This is a genomic window from Stutzerimonas stutzeri, from assembly GCF_009789555.1.
In the GTDB taxonomy this organism is placed as follows: Bacteria; Pseudomonadota; Gammaproteobacteria; order Pseudomonadales; family Pseudomonadaceae; genus Stutzerimonas; species Stutzerimonas stutzeri_R.
The window spans coordinates 297,971-321,473 of sequence record NZ_CP046902.1; the positions used below are offsets into that span (position 1 = coordinate 297,971).

The 23,503-nt window shown below is 62.5% G+C and carries 13 protein-coding genes; 3 read left to right on the forward strand and 10 right to left on the reverse strand.

Annotated features, from left to right (window positions below; genetic code table 11):
• The first annotated feature begins 220 nt into the window (after nt 1-220).
• Nucleotides 221-2,059 (forward strand): DEAD/DEAH box helicase, encoded by a 1,839-nt coding sequence (locus GQA94_RS01380; RefSeq protein WP_158186378.1) that lies wholly within the window; start codon nt 221-223, stop codon nt 2,057-2,059.
• Nucleotides 2,060-2,149: 90 nt separating this feature from the next.
• Here the strand turns inward: GQA94_RS01380 and adeC are convergent, their stop codons facing one another.
• The 5 genes from adeC to GQA94_RS01405 all read right to left on the reverse strand — a co-directional run bounded on the left by adeC (nt 2,150) and on the right by GQA94_RS01405 (nt 9,264).
• On the reverse strand, nt 2,150-3,577 hold the full coding sequence (gene adeC / locus GQA94_RS01385) for an AdeC/AdeK/OprM family multidrug efflux complex outer membrane factor (RefSeq protein WP_158186379.1): 1,428 nt from the start codon (nt 3,575-3,577) through the stop codon (nt 2,150-2,152).
• Entirely contained in the window at nt 3,574-6,711 is a 3,138-nt protein-coding gene (locus GQA94_RS01390) for an efflux RND transporter permease subunit (protein ID WP_158186380.1), read from the reverse strand. Before GQA94_RS01390 ends, adeC begins: the two co-directional genes overlap by 4 nt.
• A gap of 24 nt (nt 6,712-6,735) precedes the next feature.
• On the reverse strand, nt 6,736-7,863 hold the full coding sequence (locus tag GQA94_RS01395; protein ID WP_158186381.1) for an efflux RND transporter periplasmic adaptor subunit: 1,128 nt from the start codon (nt 7,861-7,863) through the stop codon (nt 6,736-6,738).
• 249 nt (nt 7,864-8,112) lie between these two features.
• A complete protein-coding gene (locus GQA94_RS01400; protein ID WP_158186382.1) occupies nt 8,113-8,688 on the reverse strand; it encodes a YceI family protein in 576 nt (191 codons plus the stop codon).
• Between the two features lie 21 nt (nt 8,689-8,709).
• The gene (locus tag GQA94_RS01405) at nt 8,710-9,264 is read right to left on the reverse strand and encodes a cytochrome b (RefSeq protein WP_158186383.1); all 555 of its coding nucleotides are present in this window, start codon (nt 9,262-9,264) and stop codon (nt 8,710-8,712) included.
• A gap of 170 nt (nt 9,265-9,434) precedes the next feature.
• Here GQA94_RS01405 and GQA94_RS01410 point away from each other — a divergent pair, with 170 nt between their 5' ends.
• Together GQA94_RS01410 and GQA94_RS01415 are read left to right on the forward strand one after the other, a co-directional pair.
• The gene (locus GQA94_RS01410; protein ID WP_158186384.1) at nt 9,435-10,841 is read left to right on the forward strand and encodes an adenosylmethionine--8-amino-7-oxononanoate transaminase; all 1,407 of its coding nucleotides are present in this window, start codon (nt 9,435-9,437) and stop codon (nt 10,839-10,841) included.
• A 75-nt stretch (nt 10,842-10,916) separates the two neighbouring features.
• Nucleotides 10,917-11,645 carry a 16S rRNA (uracil(1498)-N(3))-methyltransferase gene (locus GQA94_RS01415; RefSeq protein ID WP_158186385.1) on the forward strand — a complete coding sequence of 243 codons (729 nt, stop codon included), beginning with the start codon at nt 10,917-10,919 and terminating at the stop codon, nt 11,643-11,645.
• Nucleotides 11,646-11,702: 57 nt separating this feature from the next.
• On the opposite strand, the gene GQA94_RS01420 is transcribed toward GQA94_RS01415, so the two are convergent.
• The 5 genes from GQA94_RS01420 to GQA94_RS01440 are packed head-to-tail and all read right to left on the reverse strand — an operon-like array spanning nt 11,703 to nt 23,435.
• Entirely contained in the window at nt 11,703-12,173 is a 471-nt protein-coding gene (locus GQA94_RS01420; protein ID WP_158186386.1) for a chemotaxis protein CheW, read from the reverse strand.
• Nucleotides 12,170-13,222 carry a chemotaxis protein CheB gene (locus GQA94_RS01425; protein ID WP_158186387.1) on the reverse strand — a complete coding sequence of 351 codons (1,053 nt, stop codon included), beginning with the start codon at nt 13,220-13,222 and terminating at the stop codon, nt 12,170-12,172. Before GQA94_RS01425 ends, GQA94_RS01420 begins: the two co-directional genes overlap by 4 nt.
• The gene (locus GQA94_RS01430; RefSeq protein ID WP_158189999.1) at nt 13,215-20,450 is read right to left on the reverse strand and encodes an Hpt domain-containing protein; all 7,236 of its coding nucleotides are present in this window, start codon (nt 20,448-20,450) and stop codon (nt 13,215-13,217) included. Before GQA94_RS01430 ends, GQA94_RS01425 begins: the two co-directional genes overlap by 8 nt.
• A gap of 11 nt (nt 20,451-20,461) precedes the next feature.
• Complete coding sequence (locus GQA94_RS01435) at nt 20,462-21,328, reverse strand: CheR family methyltransferase (protein WP_158186388.1); 867 nt, start codon at nt 21,326-21,328, stop codon at nt 20,462-20,464.
• Between the two features lie 58 nt (nt 21,329-21,386).
• A complete protein-coding gene (locus GQA94_RS01440; protein ID WP_158186389.1) occupies nt 21,387-23,435 on the reverse strand; it encodes a methyl-accepting chemotaxis protein in 2,049 nt (682 codons plus the stop codon).
• Nucleotides 23,436-23,503 lie beyond the last annotated feature (68 nt).

Consider the following 23,503-nt stretch of genomic DNA (forward strand, 5'->3'; position numbering starts at 1 on the left):
CTGCAAAAAAACAGAGAGCTGGTCAATGAACCTGCAAACTGCCACACTGTCCTAGCAATGCGGCGTTAACAAGCTTTGTTATACTCCGCGCTTCCGCCAGGCTTACGCCCGGATGCAGCATCTTCCAATGCGGCAGGACCGGACGGGATCGCACGCCAGTCGCGATTCGAGCCAGGCATGATCATCCCAGGGCCACGCCCTATACAAGACAGGATTTCTCATGTCCTTTGCTTCCCTCGGTCTCTCCGAGGCTTTGGCCGGTGCCGTCGAGGCCGCCGGTTACACCCAGCCTACACCGGTGCAACAGCGGGCCATTCCCGCCGTGTTGCAAGGACGCGACCTGATGGTCGCTGCACAGACGGGCACCGGCAAGACCGGTGGTTTTGCGCTCCCCGTCCTTGAAATTCTCTTCCCGGGCGGCCACCCCGATCGCGAACATCGGCACGGCCCGCGCCAACCGCGCGTGCTGGTACTGACGCCGACACGCGAACTTGCCGCCCAGGTTCATGACAGCTTCAAGCTGTACGCCCGTGACTTGCCGCTCAAAAGCGCAGTGATCTTCGGTGGCGTCGGCATGAATCCGCAAGTCCAGGCGCTGGCCAAAGGCGTCGACGTACTGGTGGCCTGCCCAGGCCGCCTGCTGGACCTGGCCAACCAGAAGGCCATCGATCTTTCCCACGTGGAAATTCTGGTCCTCGATGAAGCCGACCGCATGCTCGACATGGGCTTCATTCACGACGTCAAGAAGGTGCTGGCCAAACTGCCGGCCAAGCGCCAGAACCTGCTCTTTTCGGCAACCTTCTCCAAGGACATCACCGACCTGGCGGGCAAGCTGCTGCACGAGCCGGAAAAGATCCAGGTCACCCCGCCGAACACCACGGTCGAGCGTATCGAGCAGCGTGTATTCCGCCTCGCGGCTTCGCACAAGCGTGCGCTCCTGGCCCACCTGATCACTCAGGGCGCCTGGGAACAGGTATTGGTTTTCACCCGTACCAAGCACGGCGCCAATCGCCTCGCCGAATATCTCGACAAGCACGGCCTTCCGGCCGTGGCGATTCATGGCAACAAGAGCCAGAACGCGCGCACCAAGGCACTGGCTGACTTCAAGGCCAACCAGGTGCGGATTCTGGTCGCCACCGATATCGCCGCACGCGGCCTGGATATCGATCAATTGCCCCACGTGGTCAACTTCGAGCTGCCGAATGTCGAGGAAGACTATGTGCACCGTATCGGTCGTACCGGCCGTGCCGGACGCAGCGGCGAGGCCATCTCGCTGGTCGCGCCCGACGAGGAGAAGCTCCTCAAAGGCATCGAGCGGATGACCAAGCAGAAGATTCCGGACGGCGATCTGATGGGTTTCGATGCCAGCACCATCGAGGCGGAAAAGCCTGAAGTGCGTGAGCCCCGTCAGCCGCGCCCGCCCCGCAATGCTGAACGCAAGCCACGCGCGGCCAAAGCGACGGAGTCCAGCGGTGAGCCCAAGGAACGCGAGCGCAACCGTCGCGGGCGGAACAAGCCGCGCAACGCAAACGCCACCGCCACCGCCACCGCCAGTTCGAGTCCGGCGACAGCAGGCGCCGCCGCACCGGTCAGTCGTCCGCCGCGCCTGCCCAGCGACCGCGACCCGGAAGTGTTCCTCGACGATGAGCTGGACAACTTCGGCAACCGCGTCGACTACGTCAGCCCGTATCAGAACAAGCAGGGCCGCGGCCGGCGTCCGGGTGCGGCCGCTCAGCCAGGCGGCGGCCAGCCGCGCGCTGCGGCCGGCCCGCGTGGCGCTGCAGCCCCGGCAGGCGGCGCTGGCAAAGGCAAAGGCAAACGCCAGGGACAGGGGCAGGGCCAGCCACGCAATGGCCAGCCACGACGCAAGAACGAGGGTCGCCGGATCGACAGTGAAGGCGGCGCGCGCCAGGAGGTCGCGGCCAAGCCGAAGGAAAAGCAGCCGCTGATCATCCACAAGGAGTCGAAGCTCGACCGGCTGCCTAGCGCTGAGCAGTTGGAGCAGCTTCCGACTCGCCCCCGTGGCGAGAAGCCGGCGTTGCTGACCCGCAATCGCTGAGCCGCAACGCATGAACAAAAAAGCCGCCTCGTAGGGCGGCTTTTTGTTCATGCCCGTCAGGGCCGTGCAGGCGATGGTCGCCGAAGACGATCAGCCCTCTCCGGGGATCGGGGCAGCCTGCATGTCCCAGCCACCCCCCAGCGCTTTGAACAGATTGACCTCGCTGGTCATCTGCGCCAAGCGATCGGTGATGTACTGTTGCTGGACCTCGAACAACTGACGCTGGGCATCCAGCAGAGTTAGGTAGCTGTCCACACCGGTTCGGTAACGTCGCTCCGCCAGCCGGAAGTAATCTTCGCTGGTATCGAGCAGGTCACGTTGGGCCTGCACTTGCCGCGTATAAGTGGCTTGCGCGGCCAAACCATCGGCCACCTCGCGGAAAGCGGTCTGGATCGCCGTCTCGTATTGAGCCACCTGGATGTTGCGGCTGATTTCGGCATAGTCGAGATTGGCGCGCAACTGGCCGGCGTTGAATATCGGCACGCTGATGCTCGGCGAGAAATTCCAGTAACTGGAACCACCGTCGAACAAGCCAGACAGCTCGCTGCTCGCCGTGCCGGCCGCTCCGGTCAGGCTGATGCTCGGAAAGAACGCGGCGCGGGCCGCACCGATGTTCGCATTCGCTGCCCTGAGCTGACGCTCGGCCTGGATGATGTCGGGCCGTTTCTGAAGCAGATCGGACGGCAGCCCGATGGGCAGCGCCGCCAACTGATCGCGCTCCAGCTCGCCAGCGGCAGGCAGCTCGGCAGGCATGTTCTGCCCCAGCAGCAGCGTCAGCGCGTTGCGATCCTGCGCGACCTGGCGCGTGTACTGCTCGATTCGCACCCGCGCGGTATCCACCGCGCTGCGTGCCTGGCTCAAGTCGAGCGCCGAAGCGACGCCCACATCGAAGCTGTGCTGCGTCAGACTGAGGCTTTGCTCGTAGGTCTTCAGCGTGTCACGGCTGACCTGCAACAGCGCCTGATCAGCCTGCAGCGTCAGCCAGGCGTTGGCCACGCTGGCGATCAGGCTGATCTGCGCGCTGCGCTGCGCCGCCTCGGTGGCGAAGTACTCTTGCAACGCCTGTTCACGCAGACTACCGAGGCGACCAAACAGGTCCAGCTCCCAGGAGACGCCGAACGTCGCGCTGTACTGGCTGCTGATCGCGCTCCGCCCCGTCTGGTTGAGATCGCCCGGCGTGCGGGTACGGCTGCCGGCGCCATCGGCGCTCACGGCTGGCAGCAGGTCGGCTCGCTGGATGCGATACAGCGCGCGATACGCCTCGACGTTCAACGCCGCGACACGCAGATCGCGGTTGTTCTCCAGCGCCACACCGATCAGTTGGCGCAGCGCTGGATCGCGGAAGAACGTCTCCCAATCCAGATTCTGCTGCCCCTGGGTCGCGCCTGAAGCACCTTGGTAGGCCTCACCTTCCGGCCAGTGGGCCGCTACAGGAGCATCTGGCTGCTGGTAATCAGGAATCAGGGAGCAGCCGCTCAGCGCTGCCATCAGCGCCAGGGTCATTGCCGACTTGTTCATTGCGCGTCTCCCTTGGGCGATTCCGCGACATCTTTTTTACGCTCACTCAGCGAAGACACCAGGACGTAGAACAACGGCACCCAGAAAATGACCAGTAAGGTGGCCGTGACCATGCCACCAATGACGCCGGTACCGATGGCATGCGAACTGCCCGCGCCCGCCCCGCTCGCCAGCGCCAGCGGCACCACGCCGAGGGTAAAGGCCAGAGAGGTCATGACAATCGGTCGCAAGCGCATGCGACAGGCCTGGACCGCCGCATCGAAGCGGCTCATGCCCTGTTCATGCAGATCCTTGGCGAACTCGACGATCAGAATCGCGTTCTTGGCGGTCAGACCGACGGTGGTCAGCAGGCCGACCTGGAAGAATACATCGTTGGACAAACCACGGCCCAGGGTAGCAAGCAGCGCACCGATGACGCCCAGCGGCACCACCAACATCACCGCGAACGGAATCGACCAGCTCTCGTAAAGCGCCGCTAGGCAGAGGAACACCACCAAAAGCGACAACGCGTACAGCGCGGGCGCCTGGTCACCGGAGAGCCGTTCTTCATACGACAGCCCCGTCCAGGATATGCCCACGCCTTCGGGCAGTTGTTGCGCCAGCTCCTCTACCGCCGCCATCGCATCGCCGGAGCTGTAGCCAGGCGCCGCCTGTCCGAGAATCTCCATCGCCGACACGCCGTTATAGCGCGACAGCTTCGGAGAGCCGTAGATCCACTTGCCGCTGGCGAACGCGCTGAATGGCACCATTTCACCGGCGTCGTTGCGAACGAACCACTTCTCCAAATCTTCGGGGTTCATTCGTGAACTGGCTTCGCCCTGCATATAGACACGCTTGACCCGGCCACGGTCGATGAAATCGTTGACGTAGCTCGAGCCCCAGCCGATCGATAGCGTGTTGTTGATCGCCGCCAGCGAGACGCCCAGTACCCTGGCCTTCTCGTCATCGATATCCAGTTGATACTGCGGTTCGTCATTCAACCCATTCGGGCGCACGGCCATCAACGTCGGATGCTGAGCCGCAAGCCCCAGGAACTGGTTGCGCGCATTCATCAGCACATCGTGACCAACGCCCGCACGGTCCTGGAGGAAAAAGTTGAAACCGGTGGCGTTACCCAGTTCCATCACCGCCGGCGGTGCGAATGCAAACACCATGGCATCTCGGAAGGAATTGAAGCGCTGCTGCGCGCGCTGGGCAAGGGACGCCACATCCTGGCCTTCGTCGGTCCGCTGGTCCCAGGGTTTCAGGCCGATAAACGCCATCGCCGAGTTCTGGCCGCGACCCGCGAAGTTGAAACCGGTGACGGTGAATACCGAGTTCACCACGTCCGATTCTTCGGTCAGCAGATACTCGCGCATGGCGTCGACGGTCTTTTGGGTGCGCTGAGCCGTCGAGCCCGCCGGCGTCTGGACCTGGGCGAAGAGCACGCCCTGGTCTTCTTCAGGCAGGAACGAGGTCGGCAGCTTGGTGAACAGCACGGCCATGGCCGCAACGATCGCCACATACAGCAGCAGATAGGGAATCTTGCGCTTGAGTACGCTGCGCACGCCCTTTTCGTAGCCACCCACGCCCCGCTCAAACGTCCGGTTGAACCAGCCGAAGAAGCCTCGCTTCTCATGCTGATGCCCCATTGGGATGGGCTTGAGCAGTGTTGCACAGAGTGCCGGTGTGAATATCAGCGCCACCAGAACGGAGAGCGTCATGGCCGAAGCGATGGTGATCGCGAATTGCCGGTAGATTACGCCTGTCGAGCCACCGAAGAATGCCATCGGCACGAAAACGGCGGACAGCACCAGGCCGATGCCCACCAGCGCCCCCTGGATCTGGCCCATCGACTTTCGTGTCGCTTCGAGTGGAGACAAGCCCTCCTCGGCCATGACCCGCTCGACGTTCTCGACGACGACGATGGCATCGTCCACCAACAAGCCGATCGCCAGCACCATGGCGAACATGGTCAGGGTGTTGACGCTGAAGCCGAACGCCGCGAGCACGCCGAACGTGCCGAGCAGTACCACCGGCACCGCCAGCGTCGGGATCAATGTCGCACGGAAATTCTGCAGGAACAGGTACATCACCAGGAAGACCAGGGCGATGGCTTCGAACAAGGTGTGCACCACACCGGTGATCGATGCCGAAACCACTGGCGACGTATCGTAGGGATAGACGATCTCCATGCCCGGCGGGAAGAAAGGTCTCAGCTCGTCAATGGTGGCGCGCACGGCCTTGGCGGTTTCCAGCGCGTTGGCGCCTGTCGCCAGCTTGACGGCAATTGCCGAGGCCGGCATCCCGTTGTACAGCGCGCTGATTGCCGAACTCTGCTCGGCCAGTTCCACCCGAGCCACATCCCCCAGACGAACCTGGGAGCCATCGTTATTGACCTTCAACAGGATGTCGCGAAACTCCTCCGGAGTCTGCAGGCGCGTCTTGCCAATGATGGTAGCGCTCAACTGCTGGCCCGGAACGGCTGGCAAGCCGCCGAACTGCCCCGACGATACCTGGACGTTCTGCGCGCGAATGGCATCGCCCACATCCACAGGCGTCAGCGCGAAGTTATTCAGCTTGGCCGGATCGAGCCAGATTCGCATGGCGTAGGGCGAGCCGAACACCTGGAAGTCGCCAATGCCCGCAGTCCGGGAAATCGGATCCTGAATGTTCGAAACGATGTAGTCCGACAGGTCGCCGCGGGTCATGCTGCCGTCGACGGATACCACGCCGATGACCATCAGGAAGTTACGCACGGCCTTGGTCACCCGGATGCCCTGTTGCTGGACTTCCTGCGGCAACAACGGCGTGGCCAGCTGCAGCTTGTTCTGCACCTGGACCTGGGCGATATCCGGATCGGTGCCCTGCTCGAAGGTCACGGTGATCGACATGCTACCGTCGGAGTTGCTCTCCGATGACATGTAACGCAACCCGTCAATACCGTTGAGCTGCTGCTCGATAACCTGCACCACGGTGTCTTGCACGGTCTGGGCGGAAGCGCCTGGATAGTTGACCGAAATACCGACGGCCGGCGGCGCGATACTGGGGTACTGGTTGACCGGCAAACCCAGGATCGACAATCCCCCGGCAAGCATGATCACCAGGGCGATTACCCAGGCGAAGATGGGGCGATCGATAAAGAATCTGGACATTGGGCAATAATCCTTGGCTCAGCCTTACTGGGCTTGTGGCTGGGCGGACGCAACGTTGGAAGCCGGCACGGCCGTGACTTCGATACCGGGCTGGATAAACTGCAGCCCCTCGGTGATCAGGCGATCGCCAGCGCTCAGGCCTTCGTTGATCAGCCAGCGGTTGCCCACAGTACGGGACGCCACCACCTGGCGGAGTTCGACCTTGTTGTCAGCGTTGACGACCAGTGCCGTCGCGTTGCCGCTGGGCGTACGGGTGATACCCTGCTGCGGCGCCAGGATGGCTTCGCTTCTCACGCCAGCCACCAGTTGGGCATGAACGAACATGCCAGGCAACAGCAGCTTGTCCGGGTTTGGAAACACGGCGCGCAGCACAACCGAGCCGGTGCTGGCATCGACCGACACTTCGGAAAATTCGAGCTTGCCTTCATGTTCGTATTCGCTGCCATCTTCCAGCGTCAAGGTCGCCTTGGCGGCATTTTCGCCCGCTTTCTCGAGTCGGCCCTCTGCCAGGTCTCGGCGCAGGTTGAGCAACTCGCGCGCGGGCTGGGTCACGTCGACGTAGATGGGGTCGAGCTGCTGGATAGCCGCCAGCTCCTGGGCCTGGCCGTTGTTGACCAAGGCGCCTTCGGTGACGGCTGAGCGGCCAATACGGCCCGAAATGGGCGCCAGAACCTTGGTGTAGCGCACGTTGATACGCGCCTGCTCGAGGTTGGCTTCGGCTTGCAGGCTGGCCGCACGAGCCTCTTCATACGCCTGCTTGCTTACCGCCTGCTCTTTAACCAGCAGGGCATAGCGATCCGCCAGCGATTTGGCAGAAGCCAGGCTGGCCTGCGCACTCTTGAATGCCGCCTGATAGACCGCATCGTCGATCTGATACAGCTGCTGGCCCGCCTTGACATCGCTGCCTTCGGTAAACATGCGCTTCTGAATGATGCCATCGACCTGAGGGCGCACTTCCGCAATGCGGTAGGGTTGAGCCCGGCCAGGCAGTTCGGTGGTCAAGGCAAAGGACTCTGCCTCGAGCGTCACCACTCCGACCTGCGGTGCTTGCTGAGCGGCGGGCGCTTCCGCCTCTTTGTCCTGACAGCCGCCAAGTAGCGTTACCACGGCGAAAAGGGAGATCAGAGCAGCACCGGCTGGCTTGATTGACATGGGGAAACCTCGTTTGTACGGGCAAACCAGGGGACGAACGTCCTGGCCGAATTCGGATGGCAGAGTGCAGCGAATATTCTTACATGCAACGTTGTTTGTAAATAGCCAGATGAGGACTTAAACGCTATCGCTGTCCTTTCGGATGAGGTGGCTTTCGATACCCCGTACCGCTCCTGCGGACCGGCCGCCGCAGGCTTGCCGAAAGCAAAACGCCGGCTTGCGCCGGCGTTTGCATTCACGCGCGGCCCGTTACTGGCGCACGCCTTCAACCGAGATGATCAGATCCACGGTTTGCGATGCAGGCCCAAGGTCCATCTTGATATCGAAATCTTTCAGCTTTAGCGTCGTGCTGCCCTCGAAACCCGCACGGTAGCCACCCCAGGGATCTTTGCCCTCGCCGAGGAACTTGGCCGCGATCACCACCGGCTTGGTTACGCCGTTGAGCGTGAGATTACCGGTAATGTCAGCGGTACCCTCGCCCGTCGACTTGACCGACGTGGACTCGAAGGTAGCGGTCGGGTGCTTGGAGACATTGAGGAAATCGTCGCTGCGCAGATGCTTGTCACGCTCGGCATGATTCGAGTCGATGCTGGCGGTCTGCAGCGTGACGTTCACGCGGCTCGCTTCCGGCTGTTCGGCATCGAAACTGAAGCTGCCATCGAACTCCTTGAAGGTGCCCCACAGCCAGCTATAGCCGAGATGGCTGATCTTGAAATTGACGAAGGCATGTTGCCCTTTAGTGTCAATCGCGTAATCGGCGGCGAGCACTTGGCCGGCGAAAAGCGCCGAGCCCAGGGCCAGTGCTGCAATGGTTTTCTTCAACATAGCGTTCTCCTTGAGTAGTGATCAGGCATCGGCACGGCCGAGCATTCGTTTGAGCGTCGCATCGCGATCGATGAAATGGTGCTTCAGCGCCGCCAGGGCGTGCAGGGCAGAGAGAATTACCAGCGCCCAGGCCAGGTATTCATGGACCAGGCCTGCGATGTCTTCCTGATTAGGAATCGAAGTGATCAGCGCAGGCACCTCGAACCAGCCGAATACGCTGATGGGGCGCCCATCGGCCGTGGAGATCAGATAGCCGGAAATCATCACGGCAAACAGCCCGAAATAAAGAATGCCATGCCCTGCCCGGGTCGCCAGGCGTGTCAGCCTTCCATGCTGAGCCAGTGGCTGCGGACCGTGGTTCAGGCCCCGCCAGATGACTCGAAACACCATCAGGGCCAGCAGCAGCAGGCCGACACTCTTATGGATATCCGGCGCAGTGCGATACCAACTGCTGTAATACGTCAGTCCCACCATCCAATAGCCCAACGCGAAAAGCCCGATCACGACAACGGCCACTACCCAGTGCATCACGATGCTGACCAGACCATAGTGACCGGAGGTATTACGCCATTGCATGGGGCCGCGTTCCAAGATTGAAGTGCTCACAAGCCTAACGACTAATAGATCGAAATGGCGCGCATTTTTTTGTTTCTACCTATCTATCGGCTAGATGGATCGGGAAACGATTAAGCCGTACGGACCACTTCTGCTAGGCTGCGCCGATCCCCCTTCACGACGGAGCCATGATGAGCCTGAACGACAGCTGGATGCAGCGTGACCTTTCCGTACTCTGGCACCCGTGCACCCAGATGAAAGACCACGAACAACTCCCGCTGATCCCCATTCGGCGCGGCGACGGCGTCTGGCTCGAAGACTTCAATGGCAAACGTTATCTCGATGCGGTCAGCTCCTGGTGGGTCAACGTATTCGGTCATGCCAACCCACGCATCAACCAGCGCATCAAGGACCAGCTCGATCAACTCGAACACGTGATGCTCGCCGGATTCAGCCACCAACCTGTGGTCGAACTGTCCGAGCGTCTGGTGCGGATCACACCTGCAGGCCTCGACCGGGTGTTTTATACCGACAACGGTTCGACGGGCATCGAGGTTGCGCTGAAGATGAGCTTCCACTACTGGCGCAACAGTGGAAAGCCTGACAAACAGCGTTTCGTCACGCTGACCAACAGCTATCACGGCGAAACCGTGGCGGCCATGTCAGTAGGCGACGTGGCGCTGTTCACCGACACCTACAAGCCATTGCTGCTGGACACCTTCAAGGTCGCCAGCCCGGACTGCTACCTGCGCCCCGACGGCATGAGCTGGGAAGAACACTCGCGCAACATGTTCGCTCATATGGAGCAGACCCTGGCCGAGCACCATGACCACATCGCCGCCGTGATCGTCGAACCGCTGATCCAGGGCGCTGGCGGCATGCGCATGTATCACCCGGTCTACCTCAAATTGCTGCGCGAGGCCTGCGACCGCTACGACGTACACCTGATCCACGACGAGATCGCCGTCGGCTTCGGCCGTACCGGAACCATGTTCGCCTGCGAGCAGGCGGGCATCACACCCGACTTCCTCTGCCTGTCCAAGGCGCTGACCGGTGGCTACCTGCCGATGGCCGCCGTGCTGACGACCGACAAGCTGTATCAGGCGTTCTACGACGACTATTCGACCTTGCGCGCCTTTCTCCACTCGCACACCTACACCGGCAATCCGCTGGCCTGTGCCGCGGCGCTGGCGACGCTGGACATCTTCGAGCAGGACGGCGTCATCGAAGCCAACAAGGCCCTGGCGGATCGGATGACGAAGGCCACCGCGCATCTCGTCGACCATCCCCAGGTGGCCGAAGTGCGTCAGACCGGCATGGCCGTTGCCATCGAAATGGTCCAGGACAAGACAAGCAAGACACCGTATCCCTGGCAGGAACGACGCGGCCTGAAGGTCTACCAGCACGCACTGCAACGCGGCGCACTGCTGCGCCCGCTGGGCAGCGTGGTGTACTTCCTGCCGCCTTATACCATCACCGAGGAGCAGATCGACTTTCTTGCCGAAGTCGCCACCGAAGGCATCGATATCGCCACGAAGGCGACGGTAAGCGTCGCCGTCGCCCCGGGTGCGCCCAATGAGTTCCGTGACCCCGGTTAGCCTATGGGCAGCTTCAGGCGCCGCGGCTAACGCTATAGACTGCCGCCTTCATTTTTTCCGACCGTAGTTTCCCCGATGCGCACATCCCGCTTCTTCGTCGATACGCCGCTCTCGATCGGCACTCACATGCTGCCTGAAGCCTCGGCCCACTACATCAGCCGGGTCTTGCGGCTGACGACAGGCACCGTTGTGCAGCTGTTCGATGGCCTCGGCCAGGAATACCGGGGCGAGCTGGTCGAGGTGGGCAAGAAGCAAGTCAAGGTAGCGGTGCACGAGCAATTGCCGGGCCTGCCCGAATCGACACTCCGAATCCATCTCGGCCAAGGACTTTCGCGCGGCGAGCGGATGGATTGGGCGATTCAGAAAGCGACCGAGCTGGGCGCCACCGAAATCACGCCAATCGTCACCGAGCGCTGCGAAGTTCGCCTGAAAGATGAACGGGCCGACAAGCGCCTGGCGCATTGGCGCCAGATCGCAATCAGTGCCTGCGAGCAGTGCGGCCGCTCGGTCATTCCGGTGATTCATCCACCGATGTCACTGCACGACTGGCTGAAAGTGGAAGCGGAGCTGAAGTTGGTATTGCACCCAGTCGCCGAACCGCTGTCAGCGCATCGTCCGCCCTCCACGCTGGCGTTTCTGATTGGCCCTGAAGGCGGCCTGAACGATGCGGAGGTCGAGCAGGCACGCAACGCCGGCTTTCAGCCCGCCCGCCTCGGACCGCGCGTGCTACGCACCGAGACCGCGCCGGTAGTGGCCCTGAGCGTCGCACAGCAACTATGGGGCGACTTCCAGCCCGGGGTGTGAGGGCGCATCGTTATCGCTTTGACCACTGAGCGCGTGCAGCCGGGTTGGCCCGGCCCGTCAGATCAGCCCGGCATCGGCCAGCTTCTGCTCCAACGCGACCAAGTCCGGAATCCGCGCTTGCACGTCGCCGAGGTTGACCGCATCCAGCTCAAGCGGAGCCAGCGCCACGTCCGAGCGCGCCAGACTGGCATCGACCTTGACCGAGCGGGGAATGCCCTGCACCAGCAAGGCGATGAATTTCACATGATCACGTCCGCCCAAGGCATTGAGCACTGCCACACGTGCGTGCGCGCCCGTCTCGGGCTCACCATCCGACGCCGCCTCGAATGACAGTAGCGGCAAGGTCAGGTCCCGCCAGGCGACCTGTCCGAGAAACCAGGACGGAGTGCCTTGGCCTGGTTGCGGGGCGCGATAGGGAATCAACTCGGCGACGGCGACGTTGGGCAACAGCAGCGTGCGGTCGGCCAGCGGCACCAGTAGGCCGGTGATACTGGCGGAAGTGTCCTGGGTAATAGCGGGTTGGCTCATGGAGTATCCAGTTGCAAAGCCGCAACGGGCTGGTGGGCCTGTTGCGCAAGATGATTGACCAGGGCCTGCGCCAGTTCGCGCGGGTCGCCGCTGAACGAGCTGTAGCCGCCTTCGCGAAGGCTGTCCGGCATGCTCGAACAGACGCACGAATCGGCACGCTGGGTCCAGACACTGCCGCCCTGGCGAAGCACGTATGCGGCTGCGGCGTTACCGTCGCTGCCCATGCCGCTGAAGGCGATGACACCGCAGCGACTACCGAACTGCTGCGCCAGATTCAACATCATTTGATCGATGGATGGGCTGTACGGCTCGGGCCAGTCGCGCCCGCTCAACAGCATGGTGCCGTCCTTGCCGAAACTCATTTCCTGGCTGATGGGCGCCACCACGACCTCGCCGCAGCGGATCGAGTCGTTTTCCCGGCTCTGATTGACGCTCCACTGGCTATGGCGGCCCACCACCTGCGACAGAGCCGACTCGAAACTGGCCTCGATGTGCTGTGCATAGACGAAACCAACCGGCAGTCCGCCCGGCAACGCGTCGAGAAAGGCTTTCACCGCCTCGGGACCTCCCAGCGATGCGGCCAACAACCAAATCTCACGTGCCGGTTCGCCCGCCAGTGAATCGGCGTTGGCCAGGGCCCCGGGCAGTTCGAGGCGCGCCGGGCGCTCGGCCTGTCCACGCAGCACTTCGAGACGCGGGCCTACGACGCAGGACGGATCGCCCACCAACCGTTTCAGTTTGCCGAACAAGCGACGTTCCCAGCGCGGATAGTGCTCGGAATGGCGTTCGGGCGCGTGTCCCTCGCCGAACAGTACCGGGCAGCTGTCCCGCTCGAGCAGCGCATTGACCAAGGGTGAATCTTCCGTCTGCGCCAGATCGACGAGCCATAGGTCGGCGTCGACGACCATCAGGTCCGCTTCCTGCAACCGCGCAGGATCGCTGTTGAGCACAACCTTGTAGCCATTGGCACTCAACGCTTGCTGCAGTACATGCCGTTGCAGCGAAGTGTCGGCAATCACGCCGATGCGTGCCGCAACGACCTCAGTCATGGCGCTTGACCAATTGCTGGATGGTTTCAAGCAGCAGCGACTCCTGATACGGCTTGCCGAGATACTGGTTAACACCGATGGCCATCGCCCGGTCCCGGTGTTTTTCCCCGGTCCGCGAGGTAATCATGATGATCGGCAGATCCTTCAGGTGCTCGTCGTGACGTACCAGGGTCGCCACTTCGAACCCGTCCATGCGTGGCATCTCGATATCCAGGAGCATGACGTCCGGCTTGCGCTCCTGCAGCTGGGTGATCGCATCCACCCCATCCTTGGCCGTCAGCACGTTCATGCCGTTGCGCTCGAGCAGACGGCTCGTGACCTTGCGCACGGTGACCGAATCGTCGACGACCATGACCAATGTCGGCCGATCGGCCTCGGCCTCCGTCTGCTCGTCGTCGCCAAACAGGCGCAGCGGCTGTTGTTGGGTAAGCAGTTGGGCATGCAGCACTCGGATGGTCGCGAGCAGATCGAGAATCACCACCACCCGACCGTCGCCGAGAATGGTTGCACCTGAAATGCCCGGCACCGTGGAGAACTGCGGGCCCAGGCTCTTGACCACGATTTCGCGCGAGCCGGCGAGACTGTCGACCTGCACCGCCACGCTGTGCTCGTTCGAGCGCACCAGGATGACCGGCAACGGCAGGCTCTGGCCGACCAGCTTGGGCCGCTGTCCGTTGTTCAGCAGTTCGCCGAGGTAACGCAACTCATAGGTCTGCCCTGCATATTCGAAGCGCGACGCACCGGGCTGGTAATAGGCTTCCAGCTCATAGGGCGAGACCCGCACGATACCCTCGATGGTGTTGAGCGGAATCGCGTAGAGATCCTCGCCGGAGTAGACCATCAGCGCCCGGTTGACCGACACGGTAAAGGGCAGGCGGATCAGAAAGCGCGTACCGCCTCCAACGGTCGACTCGATGCTCATGGAGCCGCCGAGCTGCTTGACCTCCGAGTGCACCACGTCCATTCCGACACCGCGCCCGGAGATCTGGGTCACCTGCTCGGCGGTGGTGAATCCGGCTCCTAGAATGAACTGCAGCACCTCATGATCCGATAGCTCGCTACCGGCCTGCATCAAACCCCGCTCGACCGCCTTGCGTCGAACGGCTTCAAGGTTGATCCCCGCTCCGTCGTCGCTCAATGCCAGAACGATGTCGCCGCCTTCACGGCTCAGATCCAGATGAATGTTGCCCTGCTCGGGCTTGCCCGCCGCCACCCGCTTGGCAGCGGTTTCGATCCCGTGATCCACCGCATTGCGCAACATGTGTTCCAGCGGTGCGACGATGCGCTCGAGCACGCTGCGGTCCATCTCGCCGGTGGCGTTGCCGACATGGAATTCGACCTGCTTGCCCAGTTCGCCGGCGACTTGGCGAACGATGCGGCGCAGGCGCGGTACCAGCCGATCGAAAGGAACCATGCGCGTGCGCATCAGGCCTTCCTGGAGCTCGGTATTGACGCGAGCCTGCTGAAGCAGCAGCGTCTCGGCGTCGCGGTTACGCGCCGCCAGGGTTTCTTTCAGGTCAAGCAGGTCGGACGCGGACTCGAACAGCGCGCGAGAAAGCTGCTGGAGCTGCGAGTGACGGTCCATTTCCAGCGGATCGAAATCGTCGTAACCGGCGCGCTCTGCCTCGGCCTGATAGCGGCTGAGAATCTGCGCCTGGGTTTCGGTATCCAGGCGCCGTAACTGATCGCGCACCCGCTCGATGGTGGCCTCCATCTCTCCCAGCGTGAAGCCGACATCGCTCACCTGTTGCTCGACCCGCCCGCGGAAGATCGACGTCTCGCCCGCCAGGTTGACCAGACCTTCCAGAAGGTCAGCCGGCACTTTAACCAGTTCCTGCGGTGCGCGACGGGACGCGGCATCCAGCGCCGCCTGCTCGGCCCTACGAATGAACGGCAGGACCTTGGCTGACGCGTTGTCGGTTGGCGCCTGGACACTGGCCGCGACGATAGGGGTTTCGAGCACGATGACCGAGGAGTCGACCTCATCGCCCTGCGGGTCTGCTGGCGGCCTCTCAGCCGCGGCGACGTCGGGCTCGCTCGCCAGGCGTGAGCGCATCGATTCGACTTCATTGAGCAGCGCGTCGTAGCCGCTCTGCACATCCAGGAACAGGCTATCGGTCCAGACGCCGCCCTGAAGTTGCGCCTCGCTAAGGCGCTGTTCCAGATCGTGGGCCATATCGCCCAAGCGGCTTTGCGCCGCCAACCGCGCGCCACCCTTGAGCGTGTGCAATACACGCATCATGTCGGCCATGGGGGCTGCGCCATCACGCGTGGATTCCCATCGCCCCAGCGCGCCCTCCATTTCCTCGAGCAGCTCATCCGCCTCTTCAACGAAGATATCCAGGATTTCGGCCTCGGCGGCATCCTGGGCGCTGTCCTGCGCGGCCTTCAGCGCGACGCTGCTGGGCATGCTCAATTGCTCGTCGGGGTTCGCCCGAAAGCGTTCGATGGTTGCGATCAGGTCCTGGCCGCTCGGAAGCTCACGGTAGGCGCGTACCGCATCGAGCATCGCTGCGAGCCGGTCATGGCAGGTCTGCAGCAGGGTGAACAATGTCGGGCTTGCACGGTAGTTGCCGGCGCAGAGCCCCTCGTACAGATACTCAAGCTCATGCGCAAGATCGCCGATCTCACGGATGTCGGCCATCCGCGCGCCACCTTTGAGGGTATGAAGATCGCGTTGCAGCGCTTCGAGCTCGAAGCTGTTGCCGACATCCTCCATCCAGCGCTGCAGCGAGGCGCCTGCGCGTTCGATGATATCGAGGCCTTCCTCCAGAAAGATTTCCACCAGCTCGGGATCGCGATTTTCCCATGCGTCGGCTGCGCCACTTGTCGGCTCCATCGAAGCCGGCACCTGCGCCTCGAGCGATTCGCCTTGCTCGACAGCGGTAGCGTCCTGCGCATGCAGCGTCACCTCGTCGTCCGGCACCTCCGGATCGACGAGAGGGGGCTCATGCGACACCGCTTCGTCTGCAGGCTCGCCGTCCATGTCGGCTGCCATCGCTGTCAGGCCCTCGGAAGGGTCCGCTTGGGCATCGAGCAGTGGGGCTTCGATCGGATTGCCCGGCGCGGCAGACTCGGTTGCATCGATGCCGGCGTCGGCAACGGGCTCCGTCCGCTGTGTATCCGCATCGGGGAGCGGCGTTTCATCGGCTATGCCAGCACCGCTTTCGAACGCCGGCGCGATCCCTTGCCGGTAGGCCCGAATGCGTTCGATGAGCTTAGCGGCAGCGTCCATTGGCTGATGGGCCTGCAACTGCTCCAGCTGCACAGCGAGCTGATCATGGCTGCGCTGCAACAGCGAGGCGAGGTCGGCGGTGTGTACGTAACGGCCATCCGAAAGCCCTTCATAAAGCGTTTCGAGCTCATGCGCCAGATCGCCGATCGGCCGAATCTCGGCCATACGCGCGCCGCCCTTGAGCGTGTGCAGATCGCGCAACAGGGCCGAAAGTGCCAATTGATTGGAAGAATCCGCGAGCCAGCGTTCCAGTGCGCCGCCAGCGCTTTCGAGCAGATCGACAGCCTCATCGAGAAAAATCTCGACCATTTCTCCGTCCAGCTCGTCCTGCTCGAGGTGCGACTCGGCGGGCCAGGCTTCGGCTTCGGCTTCGGCTTCGGCTTCGATCGTAGTCTCGGCGAGTGCCTCAGTCATGCCAACCGGGGTTGCCATATCGGGTTGCGTCTCGTCGACCGGCAGTGAGTATGCGTGCGGATCGACCGCTTCAGCCAACAGCGCTTCGAGACGGGCGACCAGCTCAGGCTGGCCAGTGACCTGCAAACCGGCCGCGACCTGATCCATCATGCCAACCAGCGCCTCGTGACCTTGCTCGGCATCGTCGAAAAAGCGTGCGCTTACCGCCAGGCGACCGTCCTGTACGACCGCGTAGAGGTTGAGCAGAACCTGGCACAGCGCATCGATCTGAGGCAGATCGGCCATTTGCGCGCCGAGCCCAAGGGTCGTCAATTCTTCCAGCAGCGCGGTCAGCTCCTGACGTTCGGCCGGGTGCTCGCGCCAGCTGTGCAGCAAGTCTTCGGCGTCCAGCAGAATGTTCATGCCTTCGGACAGGAACAGCGCGATCATGCCTGGATCGCGCGGCTCACCCTGCTCGTTTTCGCCTCGCTCGCCGGCTTCCGCCAGCCGAGCCTGGTGCAATGCGTGAACCTGGGCGATGAACGCGTCGGCGCCTTCGATGGGCGCCAGTGGGTCGCGCTCGAGGTTATCCAGCCCACGACGCAGCAGTTGTTCCGCCGCATGCAGCAGTTCCGCTTCGGCCAGATCCATCTGAATCAGATTGGCCTTGAACTCCTTGACCATTTTTTCCAGCGGGGTCGCGATTTCCGCCATGGGCAGGATCCCTGCCATGTGCGCACTACCCTTGAGCGTGTGCAGGGCTCGCTGCAAGGCGTCGGTCACCGGCTGTGGCAGGCGCTGAGCGCAATCGGCGAGAAAATCGACGAGTGTGGTGAGGTGGGCTTCCGCCTCGTTGCGGAAGATTTCCAGCAACTGGGGGTCCAGCACGTCTTCGACAACCGGCTCGGGCGCTGGCTCGTCGAGTGCAACGCCACCCGTCGGATCGGGGTCGGTCGGCTGCCCTTTGGCCAGCGCATGGGCATTGGCCGCCAAACGATCGACATCGTCGCGCTGGCGTTGTGCCTTGGCGGCAAACTCCTCGACCAGTGCCGGCATCAGCGCGACCACATCGCCCACCAGTGTCTTGACCGCTTCGCTCGCATCGATGCTGCGATCGAGGACACGGTTGAGCAGGTTCTCGACTGACCAGGCAAGTTCGCCAATGATCAGCGCGCGCACCATGCGACCGCTGCCCTTGAGCGTGTGAAAGGCTCGCCGAACTTCACCCAGCGCGTTCTTGTCCGCCGTATCGGCGCACCACTGGGGCAGGTACTCGCCGATGGTTTCAAGTACTTCCGCCGCCTCCTCGATGAATACCTCGAGCAGGTCCTCATCGACCGGCTCCTCGCCTTCAGGCGGTGGGAGCAAGGTTGGCGGAACATGTTGTGCCGGGGGGTTGATCGAGACGACAGGCGCGGCCATCACGTCTTCCATGCTGATCGCAGGCTCAGCGGGCGCGGGCGGCTCCATCAGCTCCGGCAGCACCACTTCCGGCATATCGAGCTCAGCCATCTCGGCTTCGGTCCATGCCACCGTATAACCGAGCGAATCGTCGGTGTTCTGCTCGTCGGCATCGGCCAAGTGGCCTTCGGACTCCGCACCGCTTACCTCAGCAGCCACAGGCTCAGTGTGGTCGACGTGCTCGCACGTCCAGGCCGACAACCCGGACTCAGTCTCATCGATAGCGGTGTCGACCGCCGCCGCCTGCCCGTCGATCGAAGGTTCGGCGTCGACAGGCGCCGAACCTTCGAGAGGCATATCGTCCGGCTGGGCGGACGTGACGTGATCCAGTGGCCCGGCATCCACCGCCTCAGGGCTTGGCTCCGGCAGCAATACCTCGATTTCATCCAGTGGGTCGGAGAGCGCGAGGTCTGCGTCATGGCCGGCCTCTTCATCCTCATGGGCCGGCGCCTGCTCATGTAACGGGTAGCCCAGCGCCTGGAGGCTCTCTTGCGCGACGTCGAGAATCAGATCGCCCTGCGAGCCACGGTCTTCGCTCAGACGTTCGAGATAGTATTCGACGCTGGTGATCGCATCGGCGAGCGTGTCCAGGCTTTGCCAGTCAGGGATGGCCTGGTGCGCGAGCAATTGCTCTTGGATATAGCGATTGCAGGCGTCCAGCAATGCAGCGGCACGCGCAAGCGGAACCATCGCCAGCCCACCACGCGACTGGGTAAGAAGCTCCGGTACGCGCGCCAGGTGTTGATGATTCCATTGTGAAGCGATGAACTCGATGATCGCGTCCTTGGCCTGCTCGAGGCCAGTCCGCGCTTCGCGGATGACCAACCGATGAATCTGCGCGACATCGGTCGTCGGCAGGTGGCTCTCTTCACCTCGATCGTCGGACGTACCGCCGACCATGCCAGCCAGCGTCGCCTCGACATAAAGCAGGGCACCGGCTACGTCCATCAAGGCTGCATCGTCGGGCTGCTGCCGCCCTTGCGCCAAGGCTTCGACGACGCCGATCTGGTCCAGGATGATCCGCCGTGGCTGACCGAAGCCCAGCACGGCAAGCGTATCGGCGATCTGCTTGAGCGGCGCCTGCAGCACGCCCAGCTCGGCCAGGCCCATGCGGTCGCTGCGCACGAACAGATCCAGGCTGTCCTTGACCCGCACCAGCTCCTCGCACAATGCCGCGACCACCGAGCGCATCGCACCGCGATCCGGGCCTGCCAGTTGAGCCCGTTCCTGGTCGACCAATGTGCTGTCAGGCAGCGCGTCGTCCAGGCTGTATTCGGCCTTCAGCGCCTTGATCCGCGGGGACTCCGTCGGTGCCTTGGCGATGTAGAAAAGCAGATTCTTGGTCAGCTCATCCGGCGCGGCCTGATTGATACCATCGGCGCCTTGCGCGACCAGGCGCTTGAGCTCCTTGTCCACCTGACGCAGCAAGTTGCGGATCGTGGTGCCGTTAGCCACGGCGCCACTGGCCAGCCCCTCGACTACGCCGGATGCTATCTGCCACAACGCCCCCAAGGGCGCGTCCTTGCAGAGCATTTCCAGGCGCGCGAAAACCCGTGCCATATAGCCCAGGTTGGTCGGCAGATCCTGGTTGCGGATGACCCCGACCAACGCGACCTGAAGCATCTGGCGTAATTTTCGGAGCAGGGCAGGAAGGTCATCGGTCTGCCGCTGGGCCAGGTACTCATCCGAAAGCGCGGGCGCACGAGCGGACATATCGGGTGAGAACAGGCTGGTTTCAGACAACAGCTTCTCGCCACGCGCGGCACGCAGATCATTGAGCAGCGGCAGCACCACCATGGGCAGGTCGCGGCGAGCACTCTGGATGCGGTCCAGGTAAACAGGCATCTGCAGAATCGCCTGCATGAGCACTTCGAGCGCCTCGGTCTGACTGGCGACGCGCTCGTCCAGCAAGGCGCGGGCAAGCTGTTCCATTTCTTCGGCAAGCAGCGCAGCCCCGTAGAACTCGACCATCTGCAAGGTGCCATGCACCTGATGCACGTAAGTCAGGCAGAAGCGCATCCGCGTCGAGTCTTGCGGGTTTTCGACGAATGCTTCCAGGGCCTGCCGCGCCTGCTTCAGCGTTTCGGCAATTTCGCCTTTCACCCACTCCAGGGCGACATAATCGTGCCGATCACCCATAGCGACTCCGCTCATAAACTTTTCCGGGTAAAGGCCAGAACCTGAGTGTCAGCGACCGGCACCAAATCCGGGTGCTGCCAGCCGACGACTTCGCCCACGCCGATCACCAGCAACCCTCCCGGCGCCAGGCGCTCGGCCAGACGATTGAGGATTTCGCGGCGACGCCAGCGACGGAAGTAGATCAACAGGTTCTGACAAAAAATGACGTCCATATCGGACATTGGCGCACCGGCCAGCTCCAGCACGTTGAGTCTGGCAAAGCACACGCGCGCCGCCAGGCTGGGTATCACTTGAAATCGGTCGCCCGGCATGGGCTGGAAATATCGCTCACGCAGGTCGGGTTCCAGTTGTTCGAGCCGGCGGCGACTGTATAGGCCATCCCGCGACCGATCCAGCGCACTGAGACTGATGTCGGTGCCAATTACTCCATATCGAGGCCCGCCATCGGCGCGCGCCAAGCTCTCGGCGGCACAGACCGCCATCGAATAGGTTTCTTCACCACTTGCGCATCCCACACTCCAGAGCGACAAGGGCCGCGAAGCCTCACGCGTTTCGCAACGCTGCCGCAGGTAGGTGGACAGCAAAGCGAAAGATGGCGGATGACGAAAGAACCGGGTTTCCTGCACCGTCAGCCGATCCATCAGTGTCGACCACTCGACAGCGCCTCTGGGACCGTCGATCACCTGACGGTAATAGGTGGCGTAATCGGCCACACCGACTTCACGCATGCGGCTGCTCAGGTTGGCCTGCAGGAAGATCCGGCGCTGTTCGGTAATCACCAGGCCCGAACGCTCCTCGAGCAGGGCCTGCCAATCGTGAAACTCCGCTGGCGACATATCGGCCAAGGGTCTCAGTGACCAGTCAACGCTTGGCTGCATGCCCTGCCCCTCACTCATGAACTTTCACAGCAGCCGTTGCCGGCCGCCGTGCTCTCGGTCAGGCCTGATCCTGCGTTTCCGGCAAGGTGAAGCCGGATACGGAGTGGCGCATCTCGTTGGCCATCTTCGCGAGATTACCAATGCTCTTCGCCGTAGCGGTGGTGCCCGAGGAGGTCTGCGAGGTAATTTCCTGGATGACGTTCATGGTGTTGGAGATGTGGCCGGCCGAGGATGCCTGCTGGCGTGCCGCGTTGGAGATGTTCTGGATGAGCGCAGCAAGGCTCTTGGATACCTTCTCGATCTCTTCCAGCGCGACCCCCGCGTCCTGGGCCAGGCGCGCGCCTCGTACCACTTCGGAAGTGGTCTGCTCCATCGAGATGACCGCTTCGTTGGTGTCGGTCTGAATGGTCTTTACCAGCGCCTCGATCTGCTTGGTCGCCGCAGACGAGCGCTCCGCCAGCCGCTGCACTTCGTCCGCAACCACCGCGAAGCCTCGGCCCGCATCGCCAGCCATGGATGCCTGGATCGCTGCGTTCAGAGCGAGGATGTTGGTCTGGTCGGCAATGTCGTTGATCAGGCTGACGATGTCGCCGATCTCCTGGGACGACTCGCCCAGGCGCTTGATCCGCTTGGAGGTGTCCTGGATCTGCTCACGGATGTTATCCATGCCGGTAATGGTGTTGTGAACGACTTCGTTGCCTTTGTTGGCGATGGCTACGGAGCGCTCCGCTACCGCAGAGGACTCGGCGGCGTTGGCCGATACCTGGTCAATCGAAACGGCCATTTCGTTAATCGCCGCGGAGGCGCCGGCAATCTCTTGAGCCTGATGCTCGGAGGCCTCGGCCAGGTGCATCGCGGTCGCCTGGGTCTCCTGGGCGGCACCGGATACCTGAACGGCTGTCTGGTTGATCGTTTCGACGAGGTCGCGCAACTGATCGATGGAGTAGTTGATCGAGTCGGCGATGGCGCCAGTGAAATCCTCGGTAACCGTGGCGGCCACCGTCAGGTCACCGTCAGCCAGGTCGCCAATTTCGTCGAGCAAGCGCAGGATCGCCGTCTGGTTACGTTCGTTCTTTTCCGCCGTTTCGCTCAGGCGGCGACGGGCTTCCTGAACCATGACCAGGCCGATCAGCAAAATCGAAGCCAGGGCCAGTGCGCCCAGCACATAGCCGGCCAGCGTATTGACGTAGCGTGCGTCGGCACGGCTCTGGAGCCCTTGTGTCAGCGCGGACGTCTTGTCGAGCAGCGTCTGCGATACCTCGAAGATGCTGTTCGACGACTCGCGGACCTGGAACAGTTCCGGCGAGGTTTCGAGAATTTCGTCCACCGAACCGGCAACGAACTGGAACAGTTCGGAGGTCGCAGCCAGACGATCCAGGGCCTCGACGTCGGTCACACGGGTAATGCCCATGGCCTCGTTGCCTTCGAGCATGGCGCTGAGCACACGACCGAACAGACTGGCGTCGCGGCCGAACATGTCGGCCGCCTGGACCGAGTCCTGGTCGCCGGAGATCACCTTGTTCACCGAACCCAGAATACGTTCAGCCAGCAGGGACTGACGCTGGGCCACCGACACCTGAGCGGCCGGCGCTCCGCTTTCCAGCAGAATATCCACGACCTCTTCGTACTCGACCTGCAATTGCGGGATGGTTTCGGCGAGCGTCGCGGCTACCTGATGCAGGGAGAGTACGGTTTGTTCACTGGCGAGGATCGCATCGGTGTTTTGCCGCAGCGTGTCCCAGTCCTGCTGCACCGCAGCCACTTCGGTCTGAAGCGAGTCCGGAACCGCGGGCAGACCGATACGCTCATCGCCCTGGGCGAGGGAGCTCCAGCGCTTGCTGAAGTCGTCGCGCGCATCTTTCAACGAGCCGAACGCTTCAGGCGTGCCGGCTGCCGCTTCTACCGCGTTCTTGGCGATACGCTGAGACAGAACTCGCAGCTCACCTGCGTGTCCAATGTATTCGTTGTCATAGTCGGCCTGGGTATTGATGTACGCGAAGTTCACGAACAGCAGCACCATCGACACGATCAGGAGGATAAACAGTCCGGCGATCAACGTATTGCTACGTACTCCCGCCAGCAATGCATTTGCGTTCATTTTTTTCATTTTTTCCGGCCCCCGCCTGGACCACCCGTACGTTTCCTTCCAAGAACCAAAAGGCCGGCATCAGCCGA

What these genes read in the sequence shown, in the direction of transcription:
- GQA94_RS01380 (WP_158186378.1), top strand. Translation starts at nt 221, where the DNA reads ATGTCCTTTGCTTCCCTCGGTCTCTCCGAGGCTTTGGCCGGTGCCGTC.
- adeC (WP_158186379.1), bottom strand. Translation starts at nt 3,577, where the DNA reads ATGAACAAGTCGGCAATGACCCTGGCGCTGATGGCAGCGCTGAGCGGC.
- GQA94_RS01390 (WP_158186380.1), bottom strand. Translation starts at nt 6,711, where the DNA reads ATGTCCAGATTCTTTATCGATCGCCCCATCTTCGCCTGGGTAATCGCC.
- GQA94_RS01395 (WP_158186381.1), bottom strand. Translation starts at nt 7,863, where the DNA reads ATGTCAATCAAGCCAGCCGGTGCTGCTCTGATCTCCCTTTTCGCCGTG.
- GQA94_RS01400 (WP_158186382.1), bottom strand. Translation starts at nt 8,688, where the DNA reads ATGTTGAAGAAAACCATTGCAGCACTGGCCCTGGGCTCGGCGCTTTTC.
- GQA94_RS01405 (WP_158186383.1), bottom strand. Translation starts at nt 9,264, where the DNA reads ATGCAATGGCGTAATACCTCCGGTCACTATGGTCTGGTCAGCATCGTG.
- GQA94_RS01410 (WP_158186384.1), top strand. Translation starts at nt 9,435, where the DNA reads ATGAGCCTGAACGACAGCTGGATGCAGCGTGACCTTTCCGTACTCTGG.
- GQA94_RS01415 (WP_158186385.1), top strand. Translation starts at nt 10,917, where the DNA reads ATGCGCACATCCCGCTTCTTCGTCGATACGCCGCTCTCGATCGGCACT.
- GQA94_RS01420 (WP_158186386.1), bottom strand. Translation starts at nt 12,173, where the DNA reads ATGAGCCAACCCGCTATTACCCAGGACACTTCCGCCAGTATCACCGGC.
- GQA94_RS01425 (WP_158186387.1), bottom strand. Translation starts at nt 13,222, where the DNA reads ATGACTGAGGTCGTTGCGGCACGCATCGGCGTGATTGCCGACACTTCG.
- GQA94_RS01430 (WP_158189999.1), bottom strand. Translation starts at nt 20,450, where the DNA reads ATGGGTGATCGGCACGATTATGTCGCCCTGGAGTGGGTGAAAGGCGAA.
- GQA94_RS01435 (WP_158186388.1), bottom strand. Translation starts at nt 21,328, where the DNA reads ATGCAGCCAAGCGTTGACTGGTCACTGAGACCCTTGGCCGATATGTCG.
- GQA94_RS01440 (WP_158186389.1), bottom strand. Translation starts at nt 23,435, where the DNA reads ATGAAAAAAATGAACGCAAATGCATTGCTGGCGGGAGTACGTAGCAAT.